The organism is Rhodococcus tukisamuensis NBRC 100609 (genome assembly GCF_001894985.1).
Classification (GTDB): Bacteria; Actinomycetota; Actinomycetes; order Mycobacteriales; family Mycobacteriaceae; genus Rhodococcus_G; species Rhodococcus_G tukisamuensis.
This window is the reverse complement of record NZ_BCXG01000034.1, coordinates 20,173-42,991: the sequence shown is the minus strand read 5'-3', so window position 1 is coordinate 42,991 and position 22,819 is coordinate 20,173. Positions and strand designations below refer to the sequence as shown.

Sequence of the window (22,819 nt, the reverse complement as noted above, 5' to 3'; positions counted from 1 at the left end):
GCGACCCCGCAGAAGTCGACCACCACGGTGGCGATGGACTTCGGCCGGATCAGCCTCGCGGACGACCTGGTGCTGTACCTGTTCGGGACGCCGGGCCAGCACCGGTTCTGGTTCATGTGGGACGACCTGATCCGCGGCGCCATCGGGGCGATCGTGCTGATCGACACCCGGCGCCTCGACGAGTCCTTCGCCGCCGTCGACTTCTTCGAGGCCCGCAATCTTCCGTTCCTGATTGCGGTGAACGAGTTCGACGACGCGCCGCGTTACGCGACGGAGGACATCCGGCAGGCGCTGGCGGTGTCCCCGGACGTGCCGATCGTCTCCCTCGACGCCCGGGACCGGGAGTCGGCGAAGTCGGGGCTGGTCGCGGTCACCGAGTACGCGCTGAGCCGGGTCGACGCGCTGCTCCGCTGACACTCACCTGAGCCGCCCCGGGTTCGATGTCGCCTCCACTCTTGCGAAGGATGCAGAACCAAGCAGCGTGAGCGAGCTGTGACGATGGTCCTCGACGACCTCGACGGTGCTCGCCGAGCTGAGGTCGACAGTCGTCGTCAGGCGGTGGTCGGGACGAGTTCGGCGATGAGTGCCTGGACCCGGGCGCGGATCTCGTCGCGGATCGGCCGAACGGCGTCGACGCCCCTGCCCGCCGGGTCCTCGAGCGCCCAGTCCCGGTAACTGACGCCCGGGAACACGGGGCACGCGTCGCCGCAGCCCATCGTGACCACCACGGTGGACGATTCGACGGCGTCCGGGGTGAGGATCTTCGGAGACTGTGCCGAGATGTCGATGCCGACCTCGGCCATCGCCTCGACCGCGGCCGGGTTGACCTGGTCGGCGGGGGCGGAGCCGGCCGATCGAACCTCGACTGCCTCGCCGGCCAGGTGTGCGAGGAACCCGGCGGCCATCTGGGATCGGCCGGCGTTGTGGACGCAGACGAACAGCACGCTCGGTGTGGCCATCGGTCAGGACTCCTTCGGTGCCACCGAGATCGGCGGCGGCGAGATCAGGGGCGGGGGTTGGTGGAAGCGCTTGCGCAGGGCGAGCGAGACGTAGACGAGGCCGACCAGGACCGGGACCTCGATGAGCGGGCCGACGACCCCGGCGAGCGCCTGGCCGGACGAGGCGCCGTAGGTGGCGATGGCGACGGCGATCGCGAGCTCGAAGTTGTTGCCCGCCGCGGTGAACGCGAGGGTGGTGGTGCGCTCGTATCCGAGCCCCATCGCGGCGCCGAGCAGGTAGCCGCCACCCCACATGATCGCGAAGTACGCCAGCAGCGGGATGGCGATCCGCACCACGTCCACCGGGTTCGAGGTGATCTGGTCGCCCTGCAGGGCGAAGAGGATCACGATGGTGAACAGCAGTCCGTACAGCGCCCACGGCCCGATGCGGGGCAGGAACCGCTCCTCGTACCAGCTGCGCCCCTTGGCCTTCTCCCCGTATCGGCGGGTTAGATAGCCGGCGAGCAGTGGAATGCCGAGGAAGATCAGCACCGACTTCGCGATCTGCCACACCGAGGTGTCGATGGTGGTCTGCTCGAGGCCCAGCCAGCCCGGCAGGACCGAGAGGTAGAACCAGCCGAGGGCCGCGAACATGACGACCTGGAAGACGGAGTTGACGGCCACCAGTACGGCGGCGGCCTCCCGGTCGCCGCACGCGAGGTCGTTCCAGATGATCACCATTGCGATGCAGCGGGCCAGGCCGACGATGATCAGTCCGGTCCGGTACTCGGGCAGATCCGGCAGGAAGGTCCAGGCGAGGGCGAACATCAGCGCCGGGCCGAGGACCCAGTTCAGCGCAAGGGAGCCGACCAGCAGCCTGCGGTCGCCGGTGACGGTGTCGAGGCGGTCGTAGCGGACCTTCGCCAGCACCGGGTACATCATGATCAGCAGGCCCAGTGCGATCGGCAGTGAAATCCCGTCGAGCTCAACGGCACTGAGGGCGTCCCCGAGTCCCGGGATCATCCGCCCCAGGAGCAGGCCGGCGACCATGGCGACGCCGATCCACACCGGCAGGAACCGGTCGAGGGTCGAGAGCTTGCCGATGACGGCGGGGTGCGGGGCGGTGGTGGCCTCGCTCATGCCGTGACCTCCGCGCACCGCGGTGACGGTGCCGCGGGTTCACCCTCGGTGAGCAGCACCGCGGAAAGTTGTTGCAACGCTGACGGGATCACCCAGTAGTACACCCAGGTTCCCCGCCGCTCGCAGTCGAGAAGGCCCGCTTCACGGAGCACCTTGAGGTGGTGGGAGATGGTCGGCTGCGACAGGTCGAACGAGGCGGAGATGTCGCACACGCACGCCTCGCCGCCGGCATGGGAGGCCACCAGCGACAGCAGGCGCAGGCGTACCGGATCGGCGAGGGCCTTGAACATCCGGGCCAGGTCGCCGGCCCGGACCTCGGCCAGCGGCTCCCGCATCAGCGGTGAGCAGCATGGGCCGTCGTCGGGCCGTTCTTGATTCGACATCTGTCGATATTGACACTCGTCGAATCAGGGTGCAAGTTCAGCGACCGCGGACCTAGGGGACCCGGAGGACCACGACGCCCGGGCTGACGGGGAGGTGATCCCCGGTCTGCCAAGCGTCGGCGGTTGCGGCGACGACGCCGCTGCCGGTGTCCACCGTCGAAGGGGTGTACGCGCACAGTCCTGCGGAGTTGTGCGGCTGTAGTCGATCGGGACGCGTCGGACCTGGGTGGTGCCGGTCGCGCGGGTCGTCAGGTTTCGCCAGTTCACGGTCACGCCGATGCAGTCGTACGGGGCGATCAGGTACGTCGTCGGTCGGGCCGGCTGAAAGGTCACTTCGCCCGGCGCTCCCGTCGTGAACATGCCCGCCCACCCCTGCCCGGGGTGGGCGGCCGCTCACGTCGACAGCGGCCTGTCGTCCGGACCCGCCGCCTCGACCTCGTCGAGCCGTCGCCGCAGGTGCGCACGCTCCGGCGCGGTGCCGACCAGGTCGAGTGCCTGCCGGTAGGCCGCCGCGGCCTCCGGGAACCGGCCGAGCCGGCGCAGCAGGTCGGCGCGGGCGGCCGGGTACGGGTGATGCCCGCGCAGCCGCGGTTCGCCGGCCAGGTCGTCGAGCAGGGCCAGCCCGGCCTGCGGGCCGTCGCGCATCGCCACCGCCACGGCCCGGTTCAGCGCGACCACCGGGGACGGCGTCAGCGCGAGCAGCACGTCGTAGAGCGCCACCACCTGCGGCCAGTCGGTGCCCGCGAGACCGGTGGCCTCGTCGTGCAGCGCGGCGATCGCGGCCTGCACCCCGTACGGGCCCGGCGGGCCGCCGGTCAGCGCGACCAGCACCAGGGCGGAGCCCTCGTCGATCATCGCGCGGTCCCAGCGGCCCCGGTCCTGGTCGTCGAGCAGCACCAGCTCGCCCGCGGGGTCCGTCCGGGCGTCGCGCCGGGCGTGAACCAGCAGCATCAACGCGAGCAGGCCGGCGACCTCCCGCTCGGTGGGCAGCAGCCGGTGCAGGATCCGCGCCAGCCGAATGGCCTCCTCTGCCAGGTCGAGCCGCTGCAGGTCCGGCCCCGAACTGGCCGCGTAGCCCTCGGTGAAGACGGGGTAGACGACCTGGAGCACCCCCGGCAGGCGTCCGGGTAGCTCGTCCGCACCGGGCACCCGGAACGGGATGCGGGCCTCGCGGATCTTCTTCTTGGCCCGGACGATCCGCTGCGCCATCGTCGCGGTCGGCACCAGGAACGCCCGCGCGACCTCCGGCGTGGTCAGGCCTGCCAGGCAGCGCAGCGTCAGGGCGACGCGGTCGTCGGGGGCGAGGGCGGGATGCGCACACGTGAAGAACAGCTGCAGTCGCTCGTCGGGGAGGTCGCTGTCCGCGCCCGCCGGCGGGGCGGGTTCGGAACGTTCGAGTTCCACCTGCAGCACGGCGAGCCGCGCCGCGTAGGTCTGGTCGCGCCGCAACCGGTCGACGGCCTTGCGGCGCGCCGTGGTCAGCAGCCAGGCCCCGGGCCGGGTCGGCACGCCGTGGACGGGCCAGTGCACCAGCGCCGCCTCGACGGCCTCGGAGGTGACCTCCTCGGCCAGGTCGAGGTCGCCGTACCGGTGGACGAGGGCCGCGAGGAGCCGCCCGCGTTCCTCTCGGAAGACCGACTCCACCGCCGCGTCCACCGGTACGGCGGCGCCCTGGCCGTCCATCGAGGTCACACCCCGAAGTCGGCGATCGGTCGCACCACCACGGATCCGCCGCCGCGCGCACCGGGGCAGCGGGCCGCCCAGTCCAGCGCGACGTCGAGGTTCGGCACGTCGATGACGTAGAAGCCGCCGAGCACCTCACGGGTCTCGGCGAACGGGCCGTCGGTGACAGTCCGGGTGCCGTCCGCGTCGACCCGGACCGCGGTCGCGGTGGTGAGGTCCGCCAGCGACTCGCCGCTCACGAAGATGCCGGCGTCCTGGACCGACTTGTCGTAGACCATCCAGTCCTCGACGGTGCACTGGTCGCCGGCGTCGGCGGACTCGGCGTTGATCAGCATCATGTACTTCATTTCGGACTCCTGGTGTGTGGGTGTCTCGCGCGGCCGGGTTGCCGTACAGCATGACGACGAACGGGGCGCGGCCGAATCGACACGCCCCGGGCAGAATCTTTTGACCTCTGGCGTTCACCGCTGCGCCGGCGCGACCTCAGAGGTCGAATCCGGCTTCGAGGTGGGCCAGCGACGTGTCGACGAGGGCGAGCAGGTCGGCGGAGGGGTCGTCGGTGAGGGCGAAGGCGGCCGCCATCATGGCGCCCACCACGGCCCCGGCGAGGGTGCGCACGGCCAGGTCGCCGGGATCGTGCCCGGTACGAGCGGCGATCGCCTCGGTCAGCCGGTGCATGGCGTCCGCGAACTGGTCCAGCATGGCCGCGCGCAGGTCGGGCACGGAGAAGACCAGGTGCATGCGCTCGCGCATCGCGAACACCTCCGGTTCCGACAGCCGCGCGAAGGCGGTCCGGAACGAGACCCGCAGGGCCTGAATCGAATTGAGTTCCGGCGGCTGCGCGAGGAAGGCCTCGACGATCAAGGGGTCGAAGTCGTCCGAGAGCACCACGTCGGCCTTGGTGGGGAAGTACCGGAAGAAGGTGCTCTCGGAGACCTCGGCCTCGTCGATGATCTGCTGCACCGTGGTGGCATCGTAGCCCTGCTCCTGGAAAAGTCGGAAGGCGTGCGCCGCGATGGTCGCCCTGGTGCGCGCCTTCTTCCGCTCCCGCAGCCCGAGAGTGTGGTGAAGCGAAGGTTTCTCCTGCAGGTCAACGGGTTTCGACATGCTGACTTTCCTGTTCCTGGCCGCTCGGCAAGGCCACCCGGGGGAGGAAGATGACGGTGAGCACCAGACCGACCACCGCGATGCCCGCCGACACCACCATGGAGCTGTCCATGCCGTGCACGAACGCCGCCCGCACGGAGTCGAGCAGGGCCGCGGACCCGGTCTCGTGCGCCACCGCCACGCCACCGAAGATGCTCTGGCGCACGGCCGTCGCCGCCGGTTCCGGCAGTCCGGTCAGGTCGAGGCGGGACAGGTAGCCGGCCGTGAGCACGCTCCCGAGGACCGCCGTGCCGAACGGCCCGCCCACCTTGTTCACCGCCTGCAGCACGGCGGAGCCGACTCCGCTGCGATCCGGTGTCAGCTCGGCGAGCGCGGCGGCGGACGCGGTGGCCATGGCCAGGCCCAACCCCATCCCGACCACCGCCATCCAGGCCGCCACGAAGGTGCCGCTCGACGTCACGTCCGTCCTCGAGCCGAGTAGGAATCCGGTTGCGAGCAGCGCGAATCCGGCTGCGACGGTGACCTTCGCGCCCAGCAGGGCGGCGACCCGATCCGCGGGCAGGGCGCCGACCACCAGGCCGCCGATCAGCGGCAGCAGGCGAACACCCGAGCCCATCGCGTCGGTGCCGAGCACGCCCTGGAAGTACTGCGGCATGGTGAACAGTCCGCCGATCATCGCCATCACCGCGACCGCGGCCAGCACCACACCCCAGGTGAACGACGCGGACCGGAACAGCGTCAGGTCGAGCAGTGGCTGACCCTCCGGGCGCCGGGTCAGGCGGCGTTCCCAGCCGACGAACCCGACCAGGATCGCGACGCCGACGATCTGCGCGAGCAGTGCGTGGGTGTCGGTCCACCCCGCCTGGCCGGCCGTGATCAGGCCGTACGTCACGGCCACCAGCCCGGCGGACGACGCGGCGACCCCGACCGGGTCCAGGCCCGGAGCCTGGGCCGCCCGGGACTCCGGCACCAGGGCGGCGACGGCGACGCAGCCGACCGCGACCACCGGCAGGTTGAGCAGGAACACCCAGCCCCACCAGTAGTGGGTGAGCAGCCAGCCGCCGAGGATCGGCCCGAGTGGGAGCGCGAGGAAGTTGGCGGCCGCCCACACCCCCACCGCCTTCGGGCGCTCGGCCGGGTCGAAGAGCACGGTGAGCGCGGAGATCGCCATCACGATCACCCCGGCGCCGGCCAGGCCCAACAGCACGCGGGAAGCGAGGAACTGCGGCACCGTCGTCGAGTACGCGGAGGCGACAGAGCCCGCCCCGAACAGCGCCAGGGAGGTGAGCAGCACCCTCTTGTGGCCGTAGCGGTCGCCGAGCAGGCCGGCGGGCAGCATCGAGGCGGCGAGGACCAGGAAGTAGGCCGACGAGAACCACTGTAGGTCCGACTCCGAGGCGTGCAGGGCCCCGGCGAGGGTCGGGATCGCCACCGAGAGCACCGTGCCGTCGAGGCCGACCGCCAGTACCGCGAGGCTGACTGCGCCGAGGGCCCACCACCGCCGCGTCCCGAGATCCGTCATGACCGGGTCATTCATGACTGTCTCCTTCAACTGAAGGCAACTGTCTTATCAGCGTAACTCTCGGAATCGGTGGCGGGAAGGGGGCGGAACCCGCGGGGATTCGGCCGCGTCAAACCTCGGTGAGAGCACGATTCGCCCACGGAGGGGAGTCCCACGATGACCGGGTGCACGGCGGCGCAGGGGTGGCGTCAGGGGATCGGCCGCAGCGATCGGCGGCGACAGTCGGGGCCTCGGGGTGCCGGGTGCCGCGATGCGGGAGGTGTTCGCGGAAATCCGTGCGCCAACGGACATCCGGCGACCCGGTCGACAGTGGCGGACGACGAACAGACCGACGGCCCGACGCGGGAGTGAGTCACACGTCGGGCCGTCGGCCGGGTTTCGCGGTTCGCCGCGTCGGTTGCTACCTGTCCGCGGGCAGGTCGGCCGCCGCGGCCCGGTCCAGCATCCACACCGTGGACTCGGAACCCAGCGCGCCCGCGGCGGGGATGTCGGCGGGCTTCGCCCCGCCGATCGCGGCGGCCACCGCCTCGGCCTTGTCCGCGCCCGCGACCAGCAACCACACCCGGCGGGCCCGGCGGATCGCGGGCAGCGTCAGGGTGACCCGCTCGGCAGGCGGCTTGGGGGAGTCGGTGACGGCCACCACGTGGCGGGTCTTCTCCCGGACGGCGTCGGTGTCGGGGAACAGCGAGTTGACGTGTCCCTCGCCGCCCATGCCCAGCAGGTGCACGTCGAACTCGGGGATCGGTCCGCCGTTCGCGTGCGCGGCGAGCACGTGCTCGTACGCCACCGCCGCGGCGTCCGGGTCGCCCGCGTACTGGCCGTCGCCGTAGGGCATCGGATGCAGCCGGGCCGGCGGCACCGGCACGTGGTCGAGCAGGGCGTCGTGCGCCTGGACCTCGTTGCGGTCGGGGTCGCCCGCGGGCAGGAACCGCTCGTCACCCCAGAACACGTCGACGGCGGACCAGTCGATCTTGCCCGGGTTCGCGCGGACCTTGCGCAACAGTCCGATTCCGTTGCCGCCGCCGGTGAGGACGATGGAGGCGGACCCGCGTTCGGCCTGCGCCGCCTCGATCACCGCGACCAGTTGGGCCGCGGCTGCTGTGGTCAATTCCTCGGCATCGTCGTACGTCTGAACTGCGATGTCAGTCATGAGCACCCATCACTCGTAGATGACCTTGGCCAGTCCGGCCAGGGCTGCGTGGTAGATCTCGTCGGGGTCGAGTCGGCGCAGGTCCTCGGCCAGGCAGTCCCGCGTCTCCCGGCGGGCCAGCGAGACCAGGGAGTCCGGCGCACCGGTGCGGCTGAGGGTTGCGGTCTTGCCGGTCTGCGGCCGGCTGAGCGACAGTGTGCTGGTCTCCCGGTGCAGGTCCGCCCGCAGCAGGCCGGTGCGCCGGTGGACCGGGCCGTCGATCCGGCTGGCCAGCCACCCGGCGATGAGGTCGACGGCGGGCTCCTCCGCGAGGCCGGAGACCGTCGCCGAGAGGATCTGCTCGTGGGGCGGCTGGTCGAGCGCCGAGGTGAGCAGGGCGCGCCACGGCGTGATCCGCGCCCACGCCAGGTCGGTGTCGCCGTCGGTGTACGACGCCAGCCGCGAGATGATCGTGGACCGCGGGTCGGGCGCGCCGGTGGCATCGGTGATCCGGCGGACTGCCAAGCGGCCCAAGGGGTCCTGGGCCGGGACCGGGGGTGACTTGTCGGGCCACCAGGCGACCACCGGGGTGTCCGGCAGCAGGAACGGGGTGACCACCGACGACTCGTGGCCGGCCAGCTCTCCGTACAGCCGCAGCACCACCACCTCGGACGCGCCCGCGTCGCCGCCCACCCGGATCTGGGCGTCGAGCCGGGACTCGACGGACCGGTTGCCGCGGGTGACCACGATGACCCGGCAGGGGTGCTCGCGGCTGGCCTCGTTGGCCGCGTCGATGACGGCCTCGGAGTGTTCGCTGTCGTCGGTGCTGACCACCAGCGTCAGCACCCGGCCCAGGGTCACGGCGCCGCCGGTCTCCCGGAGTTCGACGAGCTTCTTGTTGACGGTCCCGGTGGTGGTCGCGGGTAGGTCGATGATCACCGGCGGGCCCCCTCGGGCGTCGGTCCTGCGTGGAATGCGCTCACGGCCTTCTCCATTCGCGTCCGGTGCGGCGCAGCATGTCCTGTGCGGACTGCGGGCCCCAGGTGCCGGACTCGTAGGGCTCGGGGGTGCCCTCGGCGGCCCAGCGCTCGAGCACCGGATCGAGGATCTTCCACGACAACTCCACCTCGGCGTTGACCGGGAACAGCGACGGCTCGCCCAGCAGCATGTCGAGGATCAGCCGCTCGTAGGCCTCGGGGGAGGACTCGGTGAACGCCTGGCCGTAGCTGAAGTCCATGTTGACGTCGCGGACCTCCATGGAGGACCCGGGCACCTTGGAGCCGAACCGCATGGTGACGCCCTCGTCCGGCTGGACGCGGATCACCAGGGCGTTCTGCCCCAGTTCCTCGGTCATGGTGGCGTCGAAGGGCAGGTGCGGGGCACGCTTGAACACCACCGCGATCTCGGTGACCCGGCGGCCCAGGCGCTTTCCGGTGCGGAGGTAGAACGGCACGCCCGCCCAGCGCCGGGTGTCCACCTCGAGGGTGATGGCCGCGTAGGTCTCGGTGACCGAGTCCTTGGAGAAGCCCTCCTCGTCGAGCAGGCCGACCACCTGCTGGCCGCCCTGCCACCCGGCCGCGTACTGGCCGCGGGCCGTCGTCTCGTCCAGCGGTTCGGCGAGCCGGGTCGCGGAGAGCACCTTGATCTTCTCCGCCTGCAGTTCCGACGGCTCGAAGCTGACCGGCTCCTCCATCGCGGTGAACGCCAGCAGCTGCAGCAGGTGGTTCTGGATGACGTCACGGGCGGCGCCGATCCCGTCGTAGTAGCCGGCGCGACCCCCGAGACCGATGTCCTCGGCCATGGTGATCTGCACGTGGTCCACGTAGTGCGCGTTCCAGATCGGGTCGAACAGCTGGTTCGCGAAGCGCAGCGCCAGGATGTTCTGCACCGTCTCCTTGCCGAGGTAGTGGTCGATGCGGAACACCGAGTCCTCGGGGAAGACGGTGTTGACCACCGCGTTGAGTTCCTTGGCGCTGTCGAGGTCGTGACCGAACGGCTTCTCGATCACCACTCGGCGCCACTGTTCCTCGGTCTGCTTCGCCAGCCCGGAGCGGGAGAGCTGCTCGCACACGGTGGGGAAGGCCGCCGGTGGGATGGCCAAGTAGAAGGCGTGGTTGCCGCCGGTGCCGCGTTCCTGGTCGAGCGACTCGAGCGTGCTGCTCAGCTCGGCGAAGGCCGCGGCGTCGTCGAAACTGCCCTGCACGAACCGGATTCCCTCGGCGAGACGTTCCCACACCTCCTCACGGAAGGGGGTGCGGGAATGCTGCTTGACCGCGTCGTGGACGACCTGGCCGAAGTCCTCGTCCGCCCAGTCCCGCCGCGCGAAGCCCACCAGGGCGAAGCCCGGCGGCAGCAGCCCGCGGTTGGCCAGGTCGTACACCGCCGGCATCAGCTTCTTGCGCGCCAGGTCGCCGGTGACCCCGAAGATCACCAGCGAGCACGGGCCCGCGATACGGGGCAGCCTCTTGTCCCGCTCGTCCCGCAGCGGATTGACCCACTGCGGCGCGGCGCCCGTGCTCGGCATCGATCAGCCCTTGTCGGCCGCGGCGGCGAGCTGGCCGGAGATGGCCTCGAGCAGCTCGTTCCAGGACGCCTCGAACTTCTCCACACCCTCGGACTCGAGCGTGTCGAAGACCTCGGGCAGCGACACACCGACGCCGGTCAGCTGGTCGAATACCTGCTGGGAGGCGGCCGCGGTGCCGGAGATGGTGTCCCCGGAGACGGTGCCGTGGTCGGCGACCGCGTCCATCGTCTTCTCCGGCATGGTGTTGACGGTGTCGGGCGCGACCAGTTCCGTCACGTAGAGCGTGTCCGGGTAGGCCGGGTTCTTCACACCCGTCGACGCCCACAGCGGACGCTGCAGCCGGGCGCCGGACCTGGCGAGTGCGGCGAACCGCTCACCCTGCTCGAACACCTCCTGGTAGGCGGCGTAGGCCAGGCGCGCGTTGGCGAGGCCGGCCTTGCCGCGCAGGGCGAGGGCGTCGTCCGTGCCCAGCGCGTCCAGGCGGGCGTCGATCTCCGAGTCCACGCGGGAGACGAAGAAGGAGGCGACCGAGTGGATCTTCGACAGGTCGTGCCCGGCGGCCTGAGCGGCCTCGAGGCCGGCCAGGTAGGCGTCGATGACGGCCTTGTGCCGCTCGACCGAGAAGATCAGCGTGACGTTGACGCTGATGCCCTCGGCGATGACCCGGGTGATCGCGGGCAGGCCCGCGAGGGTGGCCGGGATCTTGATCAGCAGGTTGGGCCGGTCGACGATCTTCCACAGCTCGACGGCCTGCGCGACCGTGGCGTCGGTCTCGTGCGCGAGACGCGGGTCGACCTCGATCGAGACCCGGCCGTCGACGCCGGCGGTGGCCTCGTACTGCGGGGCCAGCAGGTCGCAGGCGGCCCGGACGTCGTCGGTGGTCAGCGCGCGGACCGTGTCGTCGACGTTCGCGCCGTGGCCGGCGAGCTCGTGCAGCTGCGTCCGGTACTCGGGGCCCTTGAGCGCCGCCTGGAAGATCGACGGGTTCGTGGTGACACCGACGACGGACTTCTCCGCGACGAGCTGGGCGAGGTTGCCCGACTCGAGTCGTGCGCGGGAGAGGTCGTCGAGCCACACCGACACACCGGCGGCCGACAGGTCGGCGAGATTCTGGTTCTGTGGCATGGCGATCAGCCCTTCACTCGGTCCAGGGTGCGGCGAGCCGCGGCGGTCACGTTCTCGGCCGTGAAGCCGAACTCGCGGAACAACGTCTTGTGGTCGGCGGAGGCGCCGAAGTGCTCGATGGAGACGGCCTCACCGGCGTCGCCGAGGATGCGCCACCACGGCATCGCGATGCCGGCCTCGACCGAGACGCGGGCACGCACCGCGGGCGGCAGCACCTCGTCGCGGTAGGCCTGGTCCTGCTCCTCGAACCAGTCGAGGCAGGGGACCGAGACCACCCGGGTGCCGATGCCCTCGGCCTCGAGGGCCTCGCGGGCCTCGACGGCCAGGTACAGCTCGGAGCCGGAGGCCAGCAGGATCACCTGCGGGGTCCCGGTGGACGCCTCGGCCAGCACGTACGCGCCGCGGGCGACGCCGTCGACGGCCTTGTCCTTGGTGCCCTCGAGCACCGGGATGTCCTGACGGGTCAGGGCCAGGGCGGACGGGCCGGTCTTGTTCTCCAGGGCCGTCTTCCACGCGTGCGCGGTCTCGTTGGCGTCACCGGGACGGATCACGGCGACGTTCGGGATGGCGCGCAGCGCGGCGAGGTGCTCGATCGGCTGGTGGGTCGGGCCGTCCTCGCCGAGGCCGATGGAGTCGTGCGTCCACACGTAGATCGCCGGCGTCTTCATCAGCGCGGCGAGCCGCACGGCCGGGCGCATGTAGTCGCTGAACACCAGGAAGGTGCCGCCGTAGGGGCGGGTCGGCCCGTGCAGCGCGATGCCGTTGAGGATCGAGCCCATGGCGTGCTCGCGGATGCCGAAGTGCAGGGTGCGGCCGTACGGCTGCGCGGTCCAGTCCTTCGTGGAGATCGACGCGGGACCGAACGAGTCGGAGCCGTCGATCGTGGTGTTGTTGCTGCCGGCCAGGTCGGCGGAGCCGCCCCACAGCTCGGGCAGGATCGGGCCGAGCGCGTTGAGCACCTTCGCCGAGGCCTTGCGGGTGGCGGCGCCCTTGGCGTCGGCCTCCCACGTCGGCAGGGTGTCGGTCCAGCCGGCCGGGAACTCGCCGGACTCCAGGCGGTCGAAGAGCGCCTTGCGCTCCGGCTCGCGGGCGGCCCAGGCGTCGAACTCGCCCTGCCACTGCTGGTGCGCCGCCGCGCCGCGGGCGACGACCTCGCGGGCGTGCGCCAGGGCGGCCGCGTCGACGTCGAAGCTCTTGTCGGGGTCGAAGCCGAGCGCCTTCTTCACGCCGGCGACCTCGTCCGCGCCGAGCGCCGCGCCGTGCACGTCGCCGGTGTTCATCTTGGTCGGCGCCGGGTACCCGATGATGGTGCGCAGCACGATGATCGACGGCTTGTCGGTGACGGCCTTCGCGGCGGCGACGGCGTCGAGCATCGCGGAGACGTTCTCGCCGCCCTCGACGCGCTGCACGTGCCAGCCGTACGCCTCGTAGCGCTTGCCGACGTCCTCACCGAACGCGATCGCGGTGTCGTGCTCGATGGAGATCTCGTTGTCGTCGTAGAAGACGATCAGGTTGCCCAGCTGCTGCACACCCGCCAGCGACGACGCCTCGGAGGTGACGCCCTCCTGCAGGTCGCCGTCGGAGGCGATCACGTAGATGTGGTGGTCGAACGGGCTGGTGCCCTCGGGGGCGTCCGGGTCGAACAGGCCACGCTCGCGGCGGGCGGCCATCGCCATGCCGACCGCGGAGGACAGGCCCTGCCCGAGCGGGCCGGTGGTCATCTCGACGCCGACGGTGTGGCCGAACTCGGGGTGGCCCGGGGTCAGCGAACCCCAGGTGCGCAGCGCCTCCAGGTCGGCGAGCTCGAGGCCGTAGCCCGACAGGTACAGCTGCGTGTACAGGGTGAGGCTGCTGTGGCCGCAGGACAGCACGAAGCGGTCGCGGCCGACCCACCCGGCGTCGGCCGGATCGTGGCGCAGGACACGCTGGAACAGCGTGTAGGCCAGCGGGGCGAGGCTCATCGCGGTGCCGGGATGGCCGTTGCCGACCTTCTGCACGGCGTCGGCGGCCAGCACCCGGGCGGTGTCGACGGCCTTGGTGTCCAGCTCCGTCCAATCGGCGGGGTGGACCGGCTGGGTGAGGACACGGATCTCGTCAGTGATCGACACGAGCAGAAGTCTCCTGAGATAGATGTGAGCGCAACGCGGGTAGGACCCAGCGTAGTTCTCCACTTCTGGTACGCAGGGTTCGGACACAACAGTAGTGGTCGGGCGCGTCGAGGTCGATTTGGAAACGCCAACCGGTGACCTGCGGTTCGGTCCTGAAGCGGTGGCCGTCTACCATCGGTTGTAGTAGTGGCTGGGTCCGCGCCGAGTGGTGTGTCCGGGATCCGCCGTCGAATGTGTGTCGCAAGGAGAAATGGTGCGGATAGTGGAGCGTGGCGGACATGGTCTCGCTGGTGGCTCCGCCGCCACCCCGGCAGGGGGATCCGACACCCTCTGGGGCGCGGTCAGCGGCAAGGTGCTCGCCTACGTGGCGTTGACGAAGCCGCGGGTGATCGAGCTGCTCCTGGTGGCGACCATCCCCGCGATGCTGCTGGCGTCGCGCGGCACCGTCGACTTCCCGCTGATCCTGAGCACCCTGTTCGGCGGCTGGCTCGGCGCGGCGAGCGCGAACACCCTCAACTGCGTGGTCGACGCGGACATCGACAAGGTGATGAAGCGCACCGCCCGGCGCCCGCTGGCGCGGATGGCGGTGCCCACGTCGCACGCGCTGGTCTTCGGCCTGGCCCTGGGCATCGCGTCGTTCGTGTGGCTGTGGTGGGCGACGTACCCGCTGGCCGCCATCCTGATCGCGTTGACCATCGCGTTCTACGTGCTGGTCTACACCATGGTGCTCAAGCGGCGGACCTGGCAGAACGTCATCTGGGGCGGCGCCGCCGGCTGCATGCCGGTGATGGTCGGCTGGGCCGCGGTCACGGGCAGCCTCAGCTGGGAACCGGTGGTGCTGTTCCTGGTCATCTTCTTCTGGACGCCGCCGCACACCTGGGCGATGGCCATGCGGTACAAGGAGGACTACAAGGCCGCGGGCGTGCCGATGTTGCCGGTGATCGCCAGCGAGGAGCGCGTCACCAAGCAGATCCTCGTCTACACCTGGCTGACCGTCCTGACCACACTGGTCCTGGTGCCCGCCGCGGGCGTCGTCTACGCCGCGGTCGCGCTGGTCGCCGGCGCCTGGTTCCTGCTGATGGCGCACCAGCTCTACGCCGGCGTGCGCCGCGGTGAGCCGGTCAAGCCGCTGCGGTTGTTCCTGCAGTCGAACAACTACCTCGCCATCGTCTGCCTGGGCCTGGCGATCGACTCGGTGTTCGTCACCAACACCATCGGGTCCTACTTCGGCTGACCCGTCACACGTAGAGAGGCTCGCCCCGGTCGCACAATGCGACCGCGGCGAGCCTTTTGTGGTTTCCGGGCCGGTGCGCGACTCCTCCCAATCTTTGAGAGGGTTCGTTGACAATGGGATTCGCGTGGCCGACTGTTTGCGCGGGAGTTGTTGCGCAGAACACACTCGGGAGGAAATGTGACGAACGCCAAGCCGCCGGACGGCATGAGGATTCAGCGAACGAGCCGGGACATGACCGTCGTGCCGGCCGCCTTGGCCGGATGGCTCGGCGCGTTGCTCCCCGCGGGCGCGGAGCCCACCGTCACCCTTCACTCCGGGATCGACGCCAACGGGATGTCCTCCGAGACCCTGGTGTTCGACGTGTCCTGGCGCGAAGGCGGCGAGGAGCGGACCGCCGAATACATCGCTCGAGTTGTTCCCGCGGCCGAGGACTTCCCGGTTCTCGAGCGCTACGCCTTGCAGGACCAGTACGACACGATGCGGATCATCGGCGAGTTGAGCGACGTCCCCGTGCCCAGCGTGGGTTTCATGGAGCCGTCGGGTGACGTGCTGGGGATGCCGTTCTTCCTCATGGACCGTCTCGCCGGAGTCGTCCCGCCCGACATGATGCCGTACAACTTCGGCGGCAACTGGCTCTTCGACGCCTCGCCGGAGGACCAGCGGCGCCTGCAGGACAGCACGGTGAAGGCCCTCGCGGACCTGCATTCGATCCCGGCGGCGGACGAGGTGTTCGCCTTCCTCGACCCCAGACAGCCCGGCGCCACCGCGTTGCAGCGCAACCTCGCCCGCACGCGCGCCTGGTACGAGTTCGCCGTCCGTGACCTCGAGCGCTCACCGCTGATCGACCGCGCGCTGAGGTGGCTCGAGTCCAATCTGCCGGACACCACCGAGTCGGTGCTGGTCTGGGGGGACGCCCGCCTCGGCAACGTGATGTACGTCGACTTCGAGCCGGTGGGAGTCCTCGACTGGGAGATGGCGAGTGTCGGTCCGCGCGAGCTGGACCTGTCCTGGCTGATCTTCGCCCACCGGGTGTTCGAGTCGATGACGACCGGCTTCGATCTTCCCGGCATGCCGGACTTCATGCGGGAGGAGGATGTCGTGGCGAGGTACGCCGAGCTCACCGGCGTGGAGATCGGCGACCTGACCTGGTACCACGTCCACAGCGCGGTCAACTGGGCCGTCCTGTTCATGCGCACCGGAGCGCGATCCATCCACTTCGGGGAGGTCGAACGCCCCGACGACATCGAGACGCTGATGTTCCACCGACCGCTGTTCGAGAGCCTGCTCGACGGTCTGGACGCGGTGGCCCCGTGAGCGAGCAACTGAACGAGCTCGGCTACTACGCCGTGACCCGGCACCCGGCAGACGCGCGGGTGATCTTCTCGGAGGCCCGCGCGGCGGAGGAGCTCGGGCTGGGCTCCTGCCACGTCGGAGAGCGATTCACGGTGAAGGACGCGGCGGTCCTGTCCGGCGCGCTGGCGGGCTGCACGTCGACGCTGGGTATCGGCCCGTCGACCAACCCCCACACCCGGCACCCGACCGTCACGGCGACCGTGGGATCGACGATGCACGCGCTGACCGAGGGGCGCTACTCCATGGCGTTCGGCCGGGGCATGGCTGCCTACTGGCGGGCCGTCGGGCTTCCCGTGGTGACCGAGGCCCGGCTGCGCGACTACTTCGGCATCCTGCGGCGCCTGTGGGACGGCGAGACGATCCTGAACCACGACGGCCCGGCAGGGAAATGGCCGATGTTGCGCCACGCGAACGGGCTGGACGACGCGCCACCCATCGGCCTGGTGGCAGTCGGCCCCAAGACGATGGAGCTGGCCGGCGAGATCGGCGACTTCGTGGTGCTCCACACCTTCTTCTCCGACGAGGCGACGGTCGCGTCCGTCGAGGCCGTGCGTCGCGGTGCCGAGCGGGCGGGCAAGGACCCCGACAGCGTCCGGATCTGGGCCTGCCTGGCGACGGTCGGCGACAACCTGCCGGAGGAGGACCGCCTGCGCCGCCGGGCAGGGCGGCTCGTGACCTACCTGCAGGCCTACGCGGACGTGCTGATCGGAGCCAACGGCTGGGACCCTGCCGTGTGGGATCGGATGCGCCGGACCGAGCTCTACACGCACGCGGCCGCAGCCGGCCCCATCGACGCCAGTGCATCGGTCGAGACGCTGGAGCAGCTCGCCGCGATGCTCCCCGACGAATGGCTGGACTCGGCCGCCTCGGGGTCGCCGGAGGACTGCGCGAAGACCATCGCCCGGCAGTACGACCTGGGCGTGCACTCGGTCATCATGCACGGGGCGACCCCGCAGGAACTCGCGCCCGTCGTGGCTGCGTACCGCGCCGATCGACCGACGCTACGCAGGGCGGTCGCGGCGAATCCGGGAAGGTTCGCCTGATCGTGTCCGGTAGGTTGTGCCCCATATGACGAGCCACTTCCCTCAGGCCGCCCGTGCCCTGGAGCAGTGGCGGGTGGCGGTCCCGTCGCCGGTCACGCAGTCTGCCGCCGGGACCCGGCTGAACAAGCGTGGCCTCGAGACCCGGGCTCGGCTGCTCGATGTGGCCATCGCCTGCCTGGCCGACAGCGGCAGCGAGCCGGTCTCCGCGAACCGCGTCGCCAAGGAGGCCGGCGTCACCTGGGGCACGGTCCAGCACCAGTTCGGTGACCTGGACGGCCTGTGGGTTGCCGTCGTCACCGAGATCCACGCCCGCAGCTGGGTCGAGATGCCGGGCCCGTGGCCTGCCCGGAGCGGTTCGCTGCGCGAGCGGGTCGAGGGGGCCATCGACTCCGTGTGGACCTACCTCGACACGACCGAGGGACGGGCACTCACCGCGCTGCGTACCTGGCTGCCCCCGCGCCCCTCGGACCTGGCGGCCGAGTATCCGAGGACGGCCGCCGCCCTCGCCGCCCGCGAGCACGACTGGATTCATGGCTTCGACTACCTCATGGACGGCCTCGACCTCGACTCGGCCAAGCTGTACCAGGTGCGGTGCCTGCTCCCGGCCGCTGTGCGAGGCCTGAGCAACGAGCGCCAGCTCGGCTTCACTTCAGAGCTCGATGTCGCCCGTCGGACCCTTGCCGAAGCCCTCGTGGCCTTCTTGACCTGATCGGCGTTGTCGTCTTGCCCAGGCGATGTTGCCTCAGGGGATGAGCACCACCGACCCCGTGGTCTGACGGCCCTGCAGGTCGCGGTGCGCGTCGGCCGCCCGGTCCAACGGGTACTGCGCGCCGACCCGGATCCGCAGGCGGCCGTCGGCGATGGCGGCGAACACGTCACCGGAACGCCACAGCAGTTCCGCGCGGTCGCGGGTGTAGTGCGCGAGCGTCGGACGCGTCAGGAACAACGAGCCCAGCGCGTTGAGCCGCTGCGGGTCGAACGGCGGCACCGGGCCGCTGGCCGCGCCGAACAGCGCCACCGTGCCGCGGATCCGCGTCGAGGTCAGGCTCGCCTCGAACGTGCTCGCGCCGACCCCGTCGTAGACGGCGGCGACGCCCTCGCCGCCGGTGAGGCCGCGGACCTGCTCGGCCAGGTCGTCGCCGTACCGCAGCACCTCGGCGGCCCCCGCCGCGCGCGACAACTCGGCCTTGGCGTCGGTGGAGACCGTGGTGATCACCCGGACCCCGCGGGCCGCGGCGAGCTGCGTGAGGATCAGCCCGACGCCGCCCGCTCCGGCGTGCACCAGCACCGTGTCGCCGGGCTGCGCCGGGTACACCGAGTGCAACAGGTAGTGGGCCGTCATGCCCTGCAGCAGCGCGGACGCCGCCTGCGGGGCGGGCACGCCGTCCGGCACCGGCACCGCGGCGGACGCGGGCACCACGACCAGTTCCGCGTAGCTCCCGGGCGCCGACGACCACGCCACCCGGTCGCCGACACGGACGTCGCGCACCTCGGCGCCCACCTGGGTCACCACGCCGGACCCCTCGGCACCGGCCACGTAGGGCAGGTCGACGGCGTAGGCGCCGGTCCGGAAGTAGGTGTCGATGAAGTTGACGCCGATCGCCTCGGTGCGGACGAGCAGGTCATTCGGACCCGGTGTGGGGTCGGGTACGTCCGCGACCTCGAGGACGTCGGGACCGCCGAACCGGCTCACTGTGATTGCGCGCATGCCGCCATCCTTGCACTCCCGTATCCTCACTCCCATGAGTGTCGACACCCACGATTCGGGCGCGCCCGCCGCCACTGTCACCGTGCCGCAGCGCACCGTCGCCGCGGTCCAGAAGTTCGTCGCAGAGCACGGTGGTTCGGCGACCGCCGTCATCCAGCCGGTCGGCTACGCCGGCGTGCGGATCACCCTCGTCGGTGCCGACGGCATCCTCGGTGACCAGGTGGTCGAGGACGTCGCGACCGCCAACGCGGTGGTCGCCGCGGTGGCCGGGGTGACGGTCTCCGAGTGGGAGCGTGAACTCGTCAGCGTTGTGACCCCGCGCGTGGGCCACTGGCGCAAGATGGCCGGCTGGGTCGCGAACCAGACCCGGTTCCCGAAGGCGCGCAACGGGCTCTGACGGCCAGCACAGACAGCGAAGCCGGGTGGTCCCTGAGAGGGGGCCACCCGGCTTCTGTGTATGCGCGGGCCTGTGTGCCGGGTGTCGGTCAGGCCGCGCTGGTGGCGGGCGCGTCGACGCCGGTCGGTTGGAGCTCGCGGACCCGGCCGGCGGCGTACAGGGCGGCGGTGGCGGCCACGCAGGCTCCGGCCAGCGCGACGTGCACGGTGACCAGGACGGCGGGCACGTGGGTCCAGAACTGGACCAGGCCGACGCCCGCCTGCGCCACCACCAGAGCCACGACCACCTTCAACCGCAGCGTGATCGCGGGGCGGGCCGCGATCGCGTACAGCGCGAATCCGAGGCCGACGAGCAGGGCCAGGTACGCGACCAGCAGTTCGGCGTGCAGGTGCACCAGGTTGGTGATGTCCAGGTTGAGCCGCTCCACCGTGCGCTCAGGGTTCTTGTCACCGGCATGTGGCCCGGCGCCCGTCACCATGGTGCCCGCGACCAGCGTCCCGGCCAGTGCGACGCCGGACAGCGCGGTCAGCCAGCGCAGCTGCTTCGGCAGCGGGTACACCTCGACGCCGTCGTCGGGCTGGTCGATCTTGTGGAACAGGATCACCGACAGCCACACCATTACCATCGACACCAGCAGGTGCACGGCCACGGTCCACCAGAGCAGGCCCGTGAGGACCGTGATCCCGCCGATCACCGCCTGCGCGACGGTGGACAGCGGCATCAGCCACGCGTAGAACAGCACCTCCCGGCGACGGGCCGCGCGGGTCACCGCCAGCACGATCGCGGCCGCCGTCGCCACCACCAGGAAGGTGAGCATCCGGTTGCCGAACTCGATGGCCTGGTGGAACCACGGTGCGGTCGACGCCGCGGTCGGCACGAAGCTGCCGGGGTGGCACTGCGGCCAGGTGGTGCAGCCCAGGCCCGACGCCGTCACGCGAACGACGGCGCCGGTGACGGCGATGCCGCCCTGGGTGAGGATCACGGCGACCGCGATCCACTTCTGCACCGCCAGCGAGGGCAGCGGGAGACGATTGACCAGGCTCACAAACCCGCGATACAGCACGTCCCCGATGGTAGTGGCCGATCAACTACAGCCTGTCGTTGGGGCTGTCAGCTGGCGGAACTCCCGAGGCCGCCCAGGCTGCCGAGGCTGCCGCTGCCCCCGCCTTCGCCGGCGCTCACGCGGACCATCCCGGTGACGGTGCCCTGGAGGTAGTCGCCCTTCGCGGTGATCAGCGCCGACATCTGCAGGGTGTCGTTCGCGGTGGTGCCGGGCATGCCGGTGGTGGAGAGCACCTGGCCGGTGGCCGGGTCGATCACCGTGAACTCGTACCCGTCCAGTGGCCCCCCGGTGCCCTTGCGCTGCACCGTGTACAGGTGGCCGTCGGCGGTCGAGAGGTGCGGTACCGCGGAGCTGCGCACCGTGTTGTCCCACACCTCGTGGCAGCCGGTGCCGTCCGCGTCCACGTCGACGCGGGTCATGCCGCCGGTGAAGGGGGCGGTGGCCGGGACCGCGGGCCCGGCGCCCTCGGGCACCGCCGGGTAGGGGTAGCCGTAGGTGCTCGCGACGAACACGGAGTTCCCGACGCCGATCGGCGAGTTCTCGCTGCCCGGTCCGCCGGATCCGAGCACCGGCACCTTGCAGACCTCCTGCCCGTTGTCGGTGCGGTGCACGAGCAGATTCACCCGGGTGTCGGCGCTGTCGACCATGGTCACGTACTCGTAGCCGGTGTTCGGGCCGAAGAACGTGGGTGTCGATCCGGTGCCCCAGCTGAGCTGGCCGGGCTTGCGGGCGGACCCGCGGTCGTAGCCCTGGCGCCAGTCCACCTTCGGGGTGCCGTCGGCGGCCAGGCTCAGCTGGTAGAGCGCGTGGGTGGTCGCGACCGAGACACCGGCGGGGGAGCTGGAGATGCTGTTCTGCACCTGCTCGCCCTCCGGCACCCGCACGGTCCGGGCGACGCCCGCCGCGTCCACCGAACCGATCACTCCGGCGCCGGTGGCGAACCAGACATTGCCCTGCCAGTCCGGCACCAGGCCGGTGACCGCGTCCCCGTCGGGAACCGCACCGGTCAGGTCCACCGTCGAGTCGACGGACAGGCTGTTGCCGGTGTGACCGATCCGCAGCAGTTTGCGGGACCCGTCCACCACCACCAGGCGGTTCTCGTCGTCGAGGAAGGCGTAGACGCCGCCGAGCAGGCTGCCCTTGGCGAGTTCGAGCTTGGCGAGGGGGCTGGCCGGCGCGTCGGGGTTGATCAGGTGGACGGTCGGGATCCGGCTGACGATCGGGGTGCACAACGCGACGACCAGGCCATCCGAGCCCTGCAGCAGCGTCGGGCAGGCGGCGAGTAGGGACTGTGCGGTGGCGGAGACCTCCGTGCCGGGGCCGGCCAGGGTCGTGACGTCCGACGAACCGGCGTCGCCGTGCATTGTCGAGGTGCCGTCAGGACCCAGGAACGGGTTCGGCGGTGCGAGCGGACCCCACGGTTGGGCCAAGGCGGTGCCCGACCCGAGAACGAGGGAAAGCGAGAGGGCGGCGAAGGCGGATGCGGTCCGCAGCGAAGTTTTCGGCACGCTGTGCATGATGCCGGTTCGGGGCGAAAATGTGATTCGTTTCACCCTGTGACGTCAGGTGAACTTGAACAGCCTGGTCGCGAGCCACGCGGCAATCGAACCCCACAGCGCCAGCACCACGACGGCGAAGACGTCGACCGAGCCGGCGAGCGCGTGGTCGAGTGCCTCCGCGAGCGCGCCGGACGGGACGATCCGGGCCGCGGTGTGCAGTGCGCCGGGGATCGAGTCGCCCGCGAACACCACGCTGCCGATGCCGGCCATGACGAACCACAGCACGTTGGCCAGCGCCAGCACGATCTCCGCTCGCAGCGTTCCGCCGAGCAGCAGTCCGAGTGCGGCGAAGGTCGCGGTGCCGAGCGCGATGACAACCGCGCCGAGCATCAGTCCGGCCGCGTCCGGCCGCCAGCCGAGAGCAAACCCGATGGCGCCCAACAAGATCGACTGCAACGCGACCACGATCACCACTGCGGCGCTCTTGCCGGCGATGATGCCCCAGCGTGGGAGCGGGGTGGCGCCGAGCCGTTTCAGGGCGCCGTAGCGTCGGTCGAAGCCGACTGCGATGGCCTGCCCGGTGAAGGCGGTCGACATGATCGCGACCATCATCACGGCCGGGACGACGGTGTTCACCCGCGGGTCGCCGAGGTCGCCGACGGGCAGCAGGCAGAGGCCGATCAGCAACGTGACCGGGATGAACATGGTGAGCAGGAGCTGCTCGCCGTTGCGCAGCAGCAGCGTCAGTTCGAGGCGGGTCTGCGCGGCGAGCATCGACAGCGGTGCGCTGGGCCGCGGGTCCGGGGTGAAGGTGCCGACCTCGAAGCGGTTGTCCGCGAGGCGTTCCGATCGGGTCATGCTCG

The 22,819-nt window shown here is 70.9% G+C and carries 22 protein-coding genes; 6 read left to right on the top strand and 16 right to left on the bottom strand.

Annotated elements, in window-relative coordinates; translation table 11 throughout:
• On the top strand, positions 1-414 hold a 414-nt coding region (locus RT2_RS23080; protein WP_072847146.1), incomplete at its 5' end, for a GTP-binding protein.
• A gap of 137 nt (positions 415-551) precedes the next feature.
• Here RT2_RS23080 and RT2_RS23075 read toward each other — a convergent pair.
• From RT2_RS23075 to tkt, 12 genes are all read right to left on the bottom strand, one after another.
• The gene (locus tag RT2_RS23075) at positions 552-959 is read right to left on the bottom strand and encodes an arsenate reductase ArsC (protein WP_072847145.1); all 408 of its coding nucleotides are present in this window, start codon (positions 957-959) and stop codon (positions 552-554) included.
• A gap of 3 nt (positions 960-962) precedes the next feature.
• A complete protein-coding gene (gene arsB / locus RT2_RS23070) occupies positions 963-2,078 on the bottom strand; it encodes an ACR3 family arsenite efflux transporter (protein WP_072847144.1) in 1,116 nt (371 codons plus the stop codon).
• Positions 2,075-2,461, bottom strand: a complete 387-nt coding sequence (locus RT2_RS23065; RefSeq protein WP_072847143.1) for an ArsR/SmtB family transcription factor — start codon at positions 2,459-2,461, stop codon at positions 2,075-2,077. Before RT2_RS23065 ends, arsB begins: the two co-directional genes overlap by 4 nt.
• A gap of 393 nt (positions 2,462-2,854) precedes the next feature.
• Positions 2,855-4,144, bottom strand: coding sequence for an RNA polymerase sigma factor (locus RT2_RS23060; RefSeq protein WP_174556747.1), 1,290 nt, complete (start codon positions 4,142-4,144; stop codon positions 2,855-2,857).
• 5 nt (positions 4,145-4,149) lie between these two features.
• Positions 4,150-4,491: a YciI family protein gene (locus tag RT2_RS23055; RefSeq protein WP_072847141.1), complete on the bottom strand. Its 342-nt coding sequence runs from the start codon at positions 4,489-4,491 to the stop codon at positions 4,150-4,152.
• A gap of 136 nt (positions 4,492-4,627) precedes the next feature.
• Entirely contained in the window at positions 4,628-5,251 is a 624-nt protein-coding gene (locus RT2_RS23050; RefSeq protein ID WP_072847140.1) for an acyl-CoA-like ligand-binding transcription factor, read from the bottom strand.
• Complete coding sequence (locus RT2_RS23045) at positions 5,235-6,788, bottom strand: MFS transporter (RefSeq protein ID WP_245709561.1); 1,554 nt, start codon at positions 6,786-6,788, stop codon at positions 5,235-5,237. Before RT2_RS23045 ends, RT2_RS23050 begins: the two co-directional genes overlap by 17 nt.
• Positions 6,789-7,173: 385 nt before the next feature.
• A complete protein-coding gene (gene pgl / locus RT2_RS23040; RefSeq protein WP_072847139.1) occupies positions 7,174-7,923 on the bottom strand; it encodes a 6-phosphogluconolactonase in 750 nt (249 codons plus the stop codon).
• 9 nt (positions 7,924-7,932) lie between these two features.
• The gene (gene opcA / locus RT2_RS23035; RefSeq protein ID WP_072847138.1) at positions 7,933-8,841 is read right to left on the bottom strand and encodes a glucose-6-phosphate dehydrogenase assembly protein OpcA; all 909 of its coding nucleotides are present in this window, start codon (positions 8,839-8,841) and stop codon (positions 7,933-7,935) included.
• Between the two features lie 40 nt (positions 8,842-8,881).
• The gene (gene zwf / locus RT2_RS23030) at positions 8,882-10,426 is read right to left on the bottom strand and encodes a glucose-6-phosphate dehydrogenase (protein WP_072847137.1); all 1,545 of its coding nucleotides are present in this window, start codon (positions 10,424-10,426) and stop codon (positions 8,882-8,884) included.
• A gap of 3 nt (positions 10,427-10,429) precedes the next feature.
• Positions 10,430-11,551 (bottom strand): transaldolase, encoded by a 1,122-nt coding sequence (gene tal, locus RT2_RS23025; RefSeq protein ID WP_072847136.1) that lies wholly within the window; start codon positions 11,549-11,551, stop codon positions 10,430-10,432.
• Between the two features lie 5 nt (positions 11,552-11,556).
• Positions 11,557-13,659: a transketolase gene (gene tkt / locus RT2_RS23020; RefSeq protein ID WP_072847135.1), complete on the bottom strand. Its 2,103-nt coding sequence runs from the start codon at positions 13,657-13,659 to the stop codon at positions 11,557-11,559.
• Between the two features lie 250 nt (positions 13,660-13,909).
• Between tkt and RT2_RS23015 the strand changes: the two genes are divergently transcribed.
• From RT2_RS23015 to RT2_RS23000, 4 genes are all read left to right on the top strand, one after another.
• A complete protein-coding gene (locus RT2_RS23015) occupies positions 13,910-14,893 on the top strand; it encodes a heme o synthase (RefSeq protein ID WP_072847134.1) in 984 nt (327 codons plus the stop codon).
• 231 nt (positions 14,894-15,124) lie between these two features.
• A complete protein-coding gene (locus RT2_RS23010) occupies positions 15,125-16,207 on the top strand; it encodes a phosphotransferase family protein (protein ID WP_245709560.1) in 1,083 nt (360 codons plus the stop codon).
• The gene (locus tag RT2_RS23005; RefSeq protein ID WP_072847132.1) at positions 16,204-17,289 is read left to right on the top strand and encodes a TIGR03857 family LLM class F420-dependent oxidoreductase; all 1,086 of its coding nucleotides are present in this window, start codon (positions 16,204-16,206) and stop codon (positions 17,287-17,289) included. The genes RT2_RS23010 and RT2_RS23005 overlap by 4 nt, the downstream gene beginning before the upstream one ends.
• A gap of 25 nt (positions 17,290-17,314) precedes the next feature.
• Positions 17,315-17,998: a TetR/AcrR family transcriptional regulator gene (locus tag RT2_RS23000; protein ID WP_083577566.1), complete on the top strand. Its 684-nt coding sequence runs from the start codon at positions 17,315-17,317 to the stop codon at positions 17,996-17,998.
• Between the two features lie 33 nt (positions 17,999-18,031).
• Here RT2_RS23000 and RT2_RS22995 read toward each other — a convergent pair whose 3' ends face one another.
• Positions 18,032-18,997, bottom strand: a complete 966-nt coding sequence (locus tag RT2_RS22995) for a quinone oxidoreductase family protein (RefSeq protein WP_072847149.1) — start codon at positions 18,995-18,997, stop codon at positions 18,032-18,034.
• 34 nt (positions 18,998-19,031) lie between these two features.
• Here RT2_RS22995 and RT2_RS22990 point away from each other — a divergent pair, with 34 nt between their 5' ends.
• Positions 19,032-19,394 carry a hypothetical protein gene (locus tag RT2_RS22990; RefSeq protein WP_072847131.1) on the top strand — a complete coding sequence of 121 codons (363 nt, stop codon included), beginning with the start codon at positions 19,032-19,034 and terminating at the stop codon, positions 19,392-19,394.
• An 88-nt stretch (positions 19,395-19,482) separates the two neighbouring features.
• Here RT2_RS22990 and RT2_RS22985 read toward each other — a convergent pair whose 3' ends face one another.
• The 3 genes from RT2_RS22985 to RT2_RS22975 are packed head-to-tail and all read right to left on the bottom strand — an operon-like array spanning position 19,483 to position 22,814.
• Positions 19,483-20,457 (bottom strand): COX15/CtaA family protein, encoded by a 975-nt coding sequence (locus RT2_RS22985; protein ID WP_072847130.1) that lies wholly within the window; start codon positions 20,455-20,457, stop codon positions 19,483-19,485.
• A gap of 47 nt (positions 20,458-20,504) precedes the next feature.
• Positions 20,505-21,974 carry an SMP-30/gluconolactonase/LRE family protein gene (locus tag RT2_RS22980; RefSeq protein ID WP_072847129.1) on the bottom strand — a complete coding sequence of 490 codons (1,470 nt, stop codon included), beginning with the start codon at positions 21,972-21,974 and terminating at the stop codon, positions 20,505-20,507.
• Between the two features lie 45 nt (positions 21,975-22,019).
• Entirely contained in the window at positions 22,020-22,814 is a 795-nt protein-coding gene (locus RT2_RS22975) for an ABC transporter permease (protein ID WP_072847128.1), read from the bottom strand.
• Positions 22,815-22,819 lie beyond the last annotated feature (5 nt).

What these genes read in the sequence shown, in the direction of transcription:
- tal (WP_072847136.1), bottom strand. Translation starts at nt 11,551, where the DNA reads ATGCCACAGAACCAGAATCTCGCCGACCTGTCGGCCGCCGGTGTGTCG.
- RT2_RS23055 (WP_072847141.1), bottom strand. Translation starts at nt 4,491, where the DNA reads ATGAAGTACATGATGCTGATCAACGCCGAGTCCGCCGACGCCGGCGAC.
- RT2_RS23010 (WP_245709560.1), top strand. Translation starts at nt 15,125, where the DNA reads ATGACCGTCGTGCCGGCCGCCTTGGCCGGATGGCTCGGCGCGTTGCTC.
- RT2_RS22980 (WP_072847129.1), bottom strand. Translation starts at nt 21,974, where the DNA reads ATGCACAGCGTGCCGAAAACTTCGCTGCGGACCGCATCCGCCTTCGCC.
- arsB (WP_072847144.1), bottom strand. Translation starts at nt 2,078, where the DNA reads ATGAGCGAGGCCACCACCGCCCCGCACCCCGCCGTCATCGGCAAGCTC.
- RT2_RS23045 (WP_245709561.1), bottom strand. Translation starts at nt 6,788, where the DNA reads ATGAATGACCCGGTCATGACGGATCTCGGGACGCGGCGGTGGTGGGCC.
- zwf (WP_072847137.1), bottom strand. Translation starts at nt 10,426, where the DNA reads ATGCCGAGCACGGGCGCCGCGCCGCAGTGGGTCAATCCGCTGCGGGAC.
- RT2_RS23015 (WP_072847134.1), top strand. Translation starts at nt 13,910, where the DNA reads ATGGTGCGGATAGTGGAGCGTGGCGGACATGGTCTCGCTGGTGGCTCC.
- RT2_RS23065 (WP_072847143.1), bottom strand. Translation starts at nt 2,461, where the DNA reads ATGTCGAATCAAGAACGGCCCGACGACGGCCCATGCTGCTCACCGCTG.
- RT2_RS23075 (WP_072847145.1), bottom strand. Translation starts at nt 959, where the DNA reads ATGGCCACACCGAGCGTGCTGTTCGTCTGCGTCCACAACGCCGGCCGA.
- RT2_RS22975 (WP_072847128.1), bottom strand. Translation starts at nt 22,814, where the DNA reads ATGACCCGATCGGAACGCCTCGCGGACAACCGCTTCGAGGTCGGCACC.
- RT2_RS23000 (WP_083577566.1), top strand. Translation starts at nt 17,315, where the DNA reads ATGACGAGCCACTTCCCTCAGGCCGCCCGTGCCCTGGAGCAGTGGCGG.
- RT2_RS23050 (WP_072847140.1), bottom strand. Translation starts at nt 5,251, where the DNA reads ATGTCGAAACCCGTTGACCTGCAGGAGAAACCTTCGCTTCACCACACT.
- RT2_RS23060 (WP_174556747.1), bottom strand. Translation starts at nt 4,144, where the DNA reads ATGGACGGCCAGGGCGCCGCCGTACCGGTGGACGCGGCGGTGGAGTCG.
- RT2_RS22990 (WP_072847131.1), top strand. Translation starts at nt 19,032, where the DNA reads ATGAGTGTCGACACCCACGATTCGGGCGCGCCCGCCGCCACTGTCACC.
- pgl (WP_072847139.1), bottom strand. Translation starts at nt 7,923, where the DNA reads ATGACTGACATCGCAGTTCAGACGTACGACGATGCCGAGGAATTGACC.
- RT2_RS22995 (WP_072847149.1), bottom strand. Translation starts at nt 18,997, where the DNA reads ATGCGCGCAATCACAGTGAGCCGGTTCGGCGGTCCCGACGTCCTCGAG.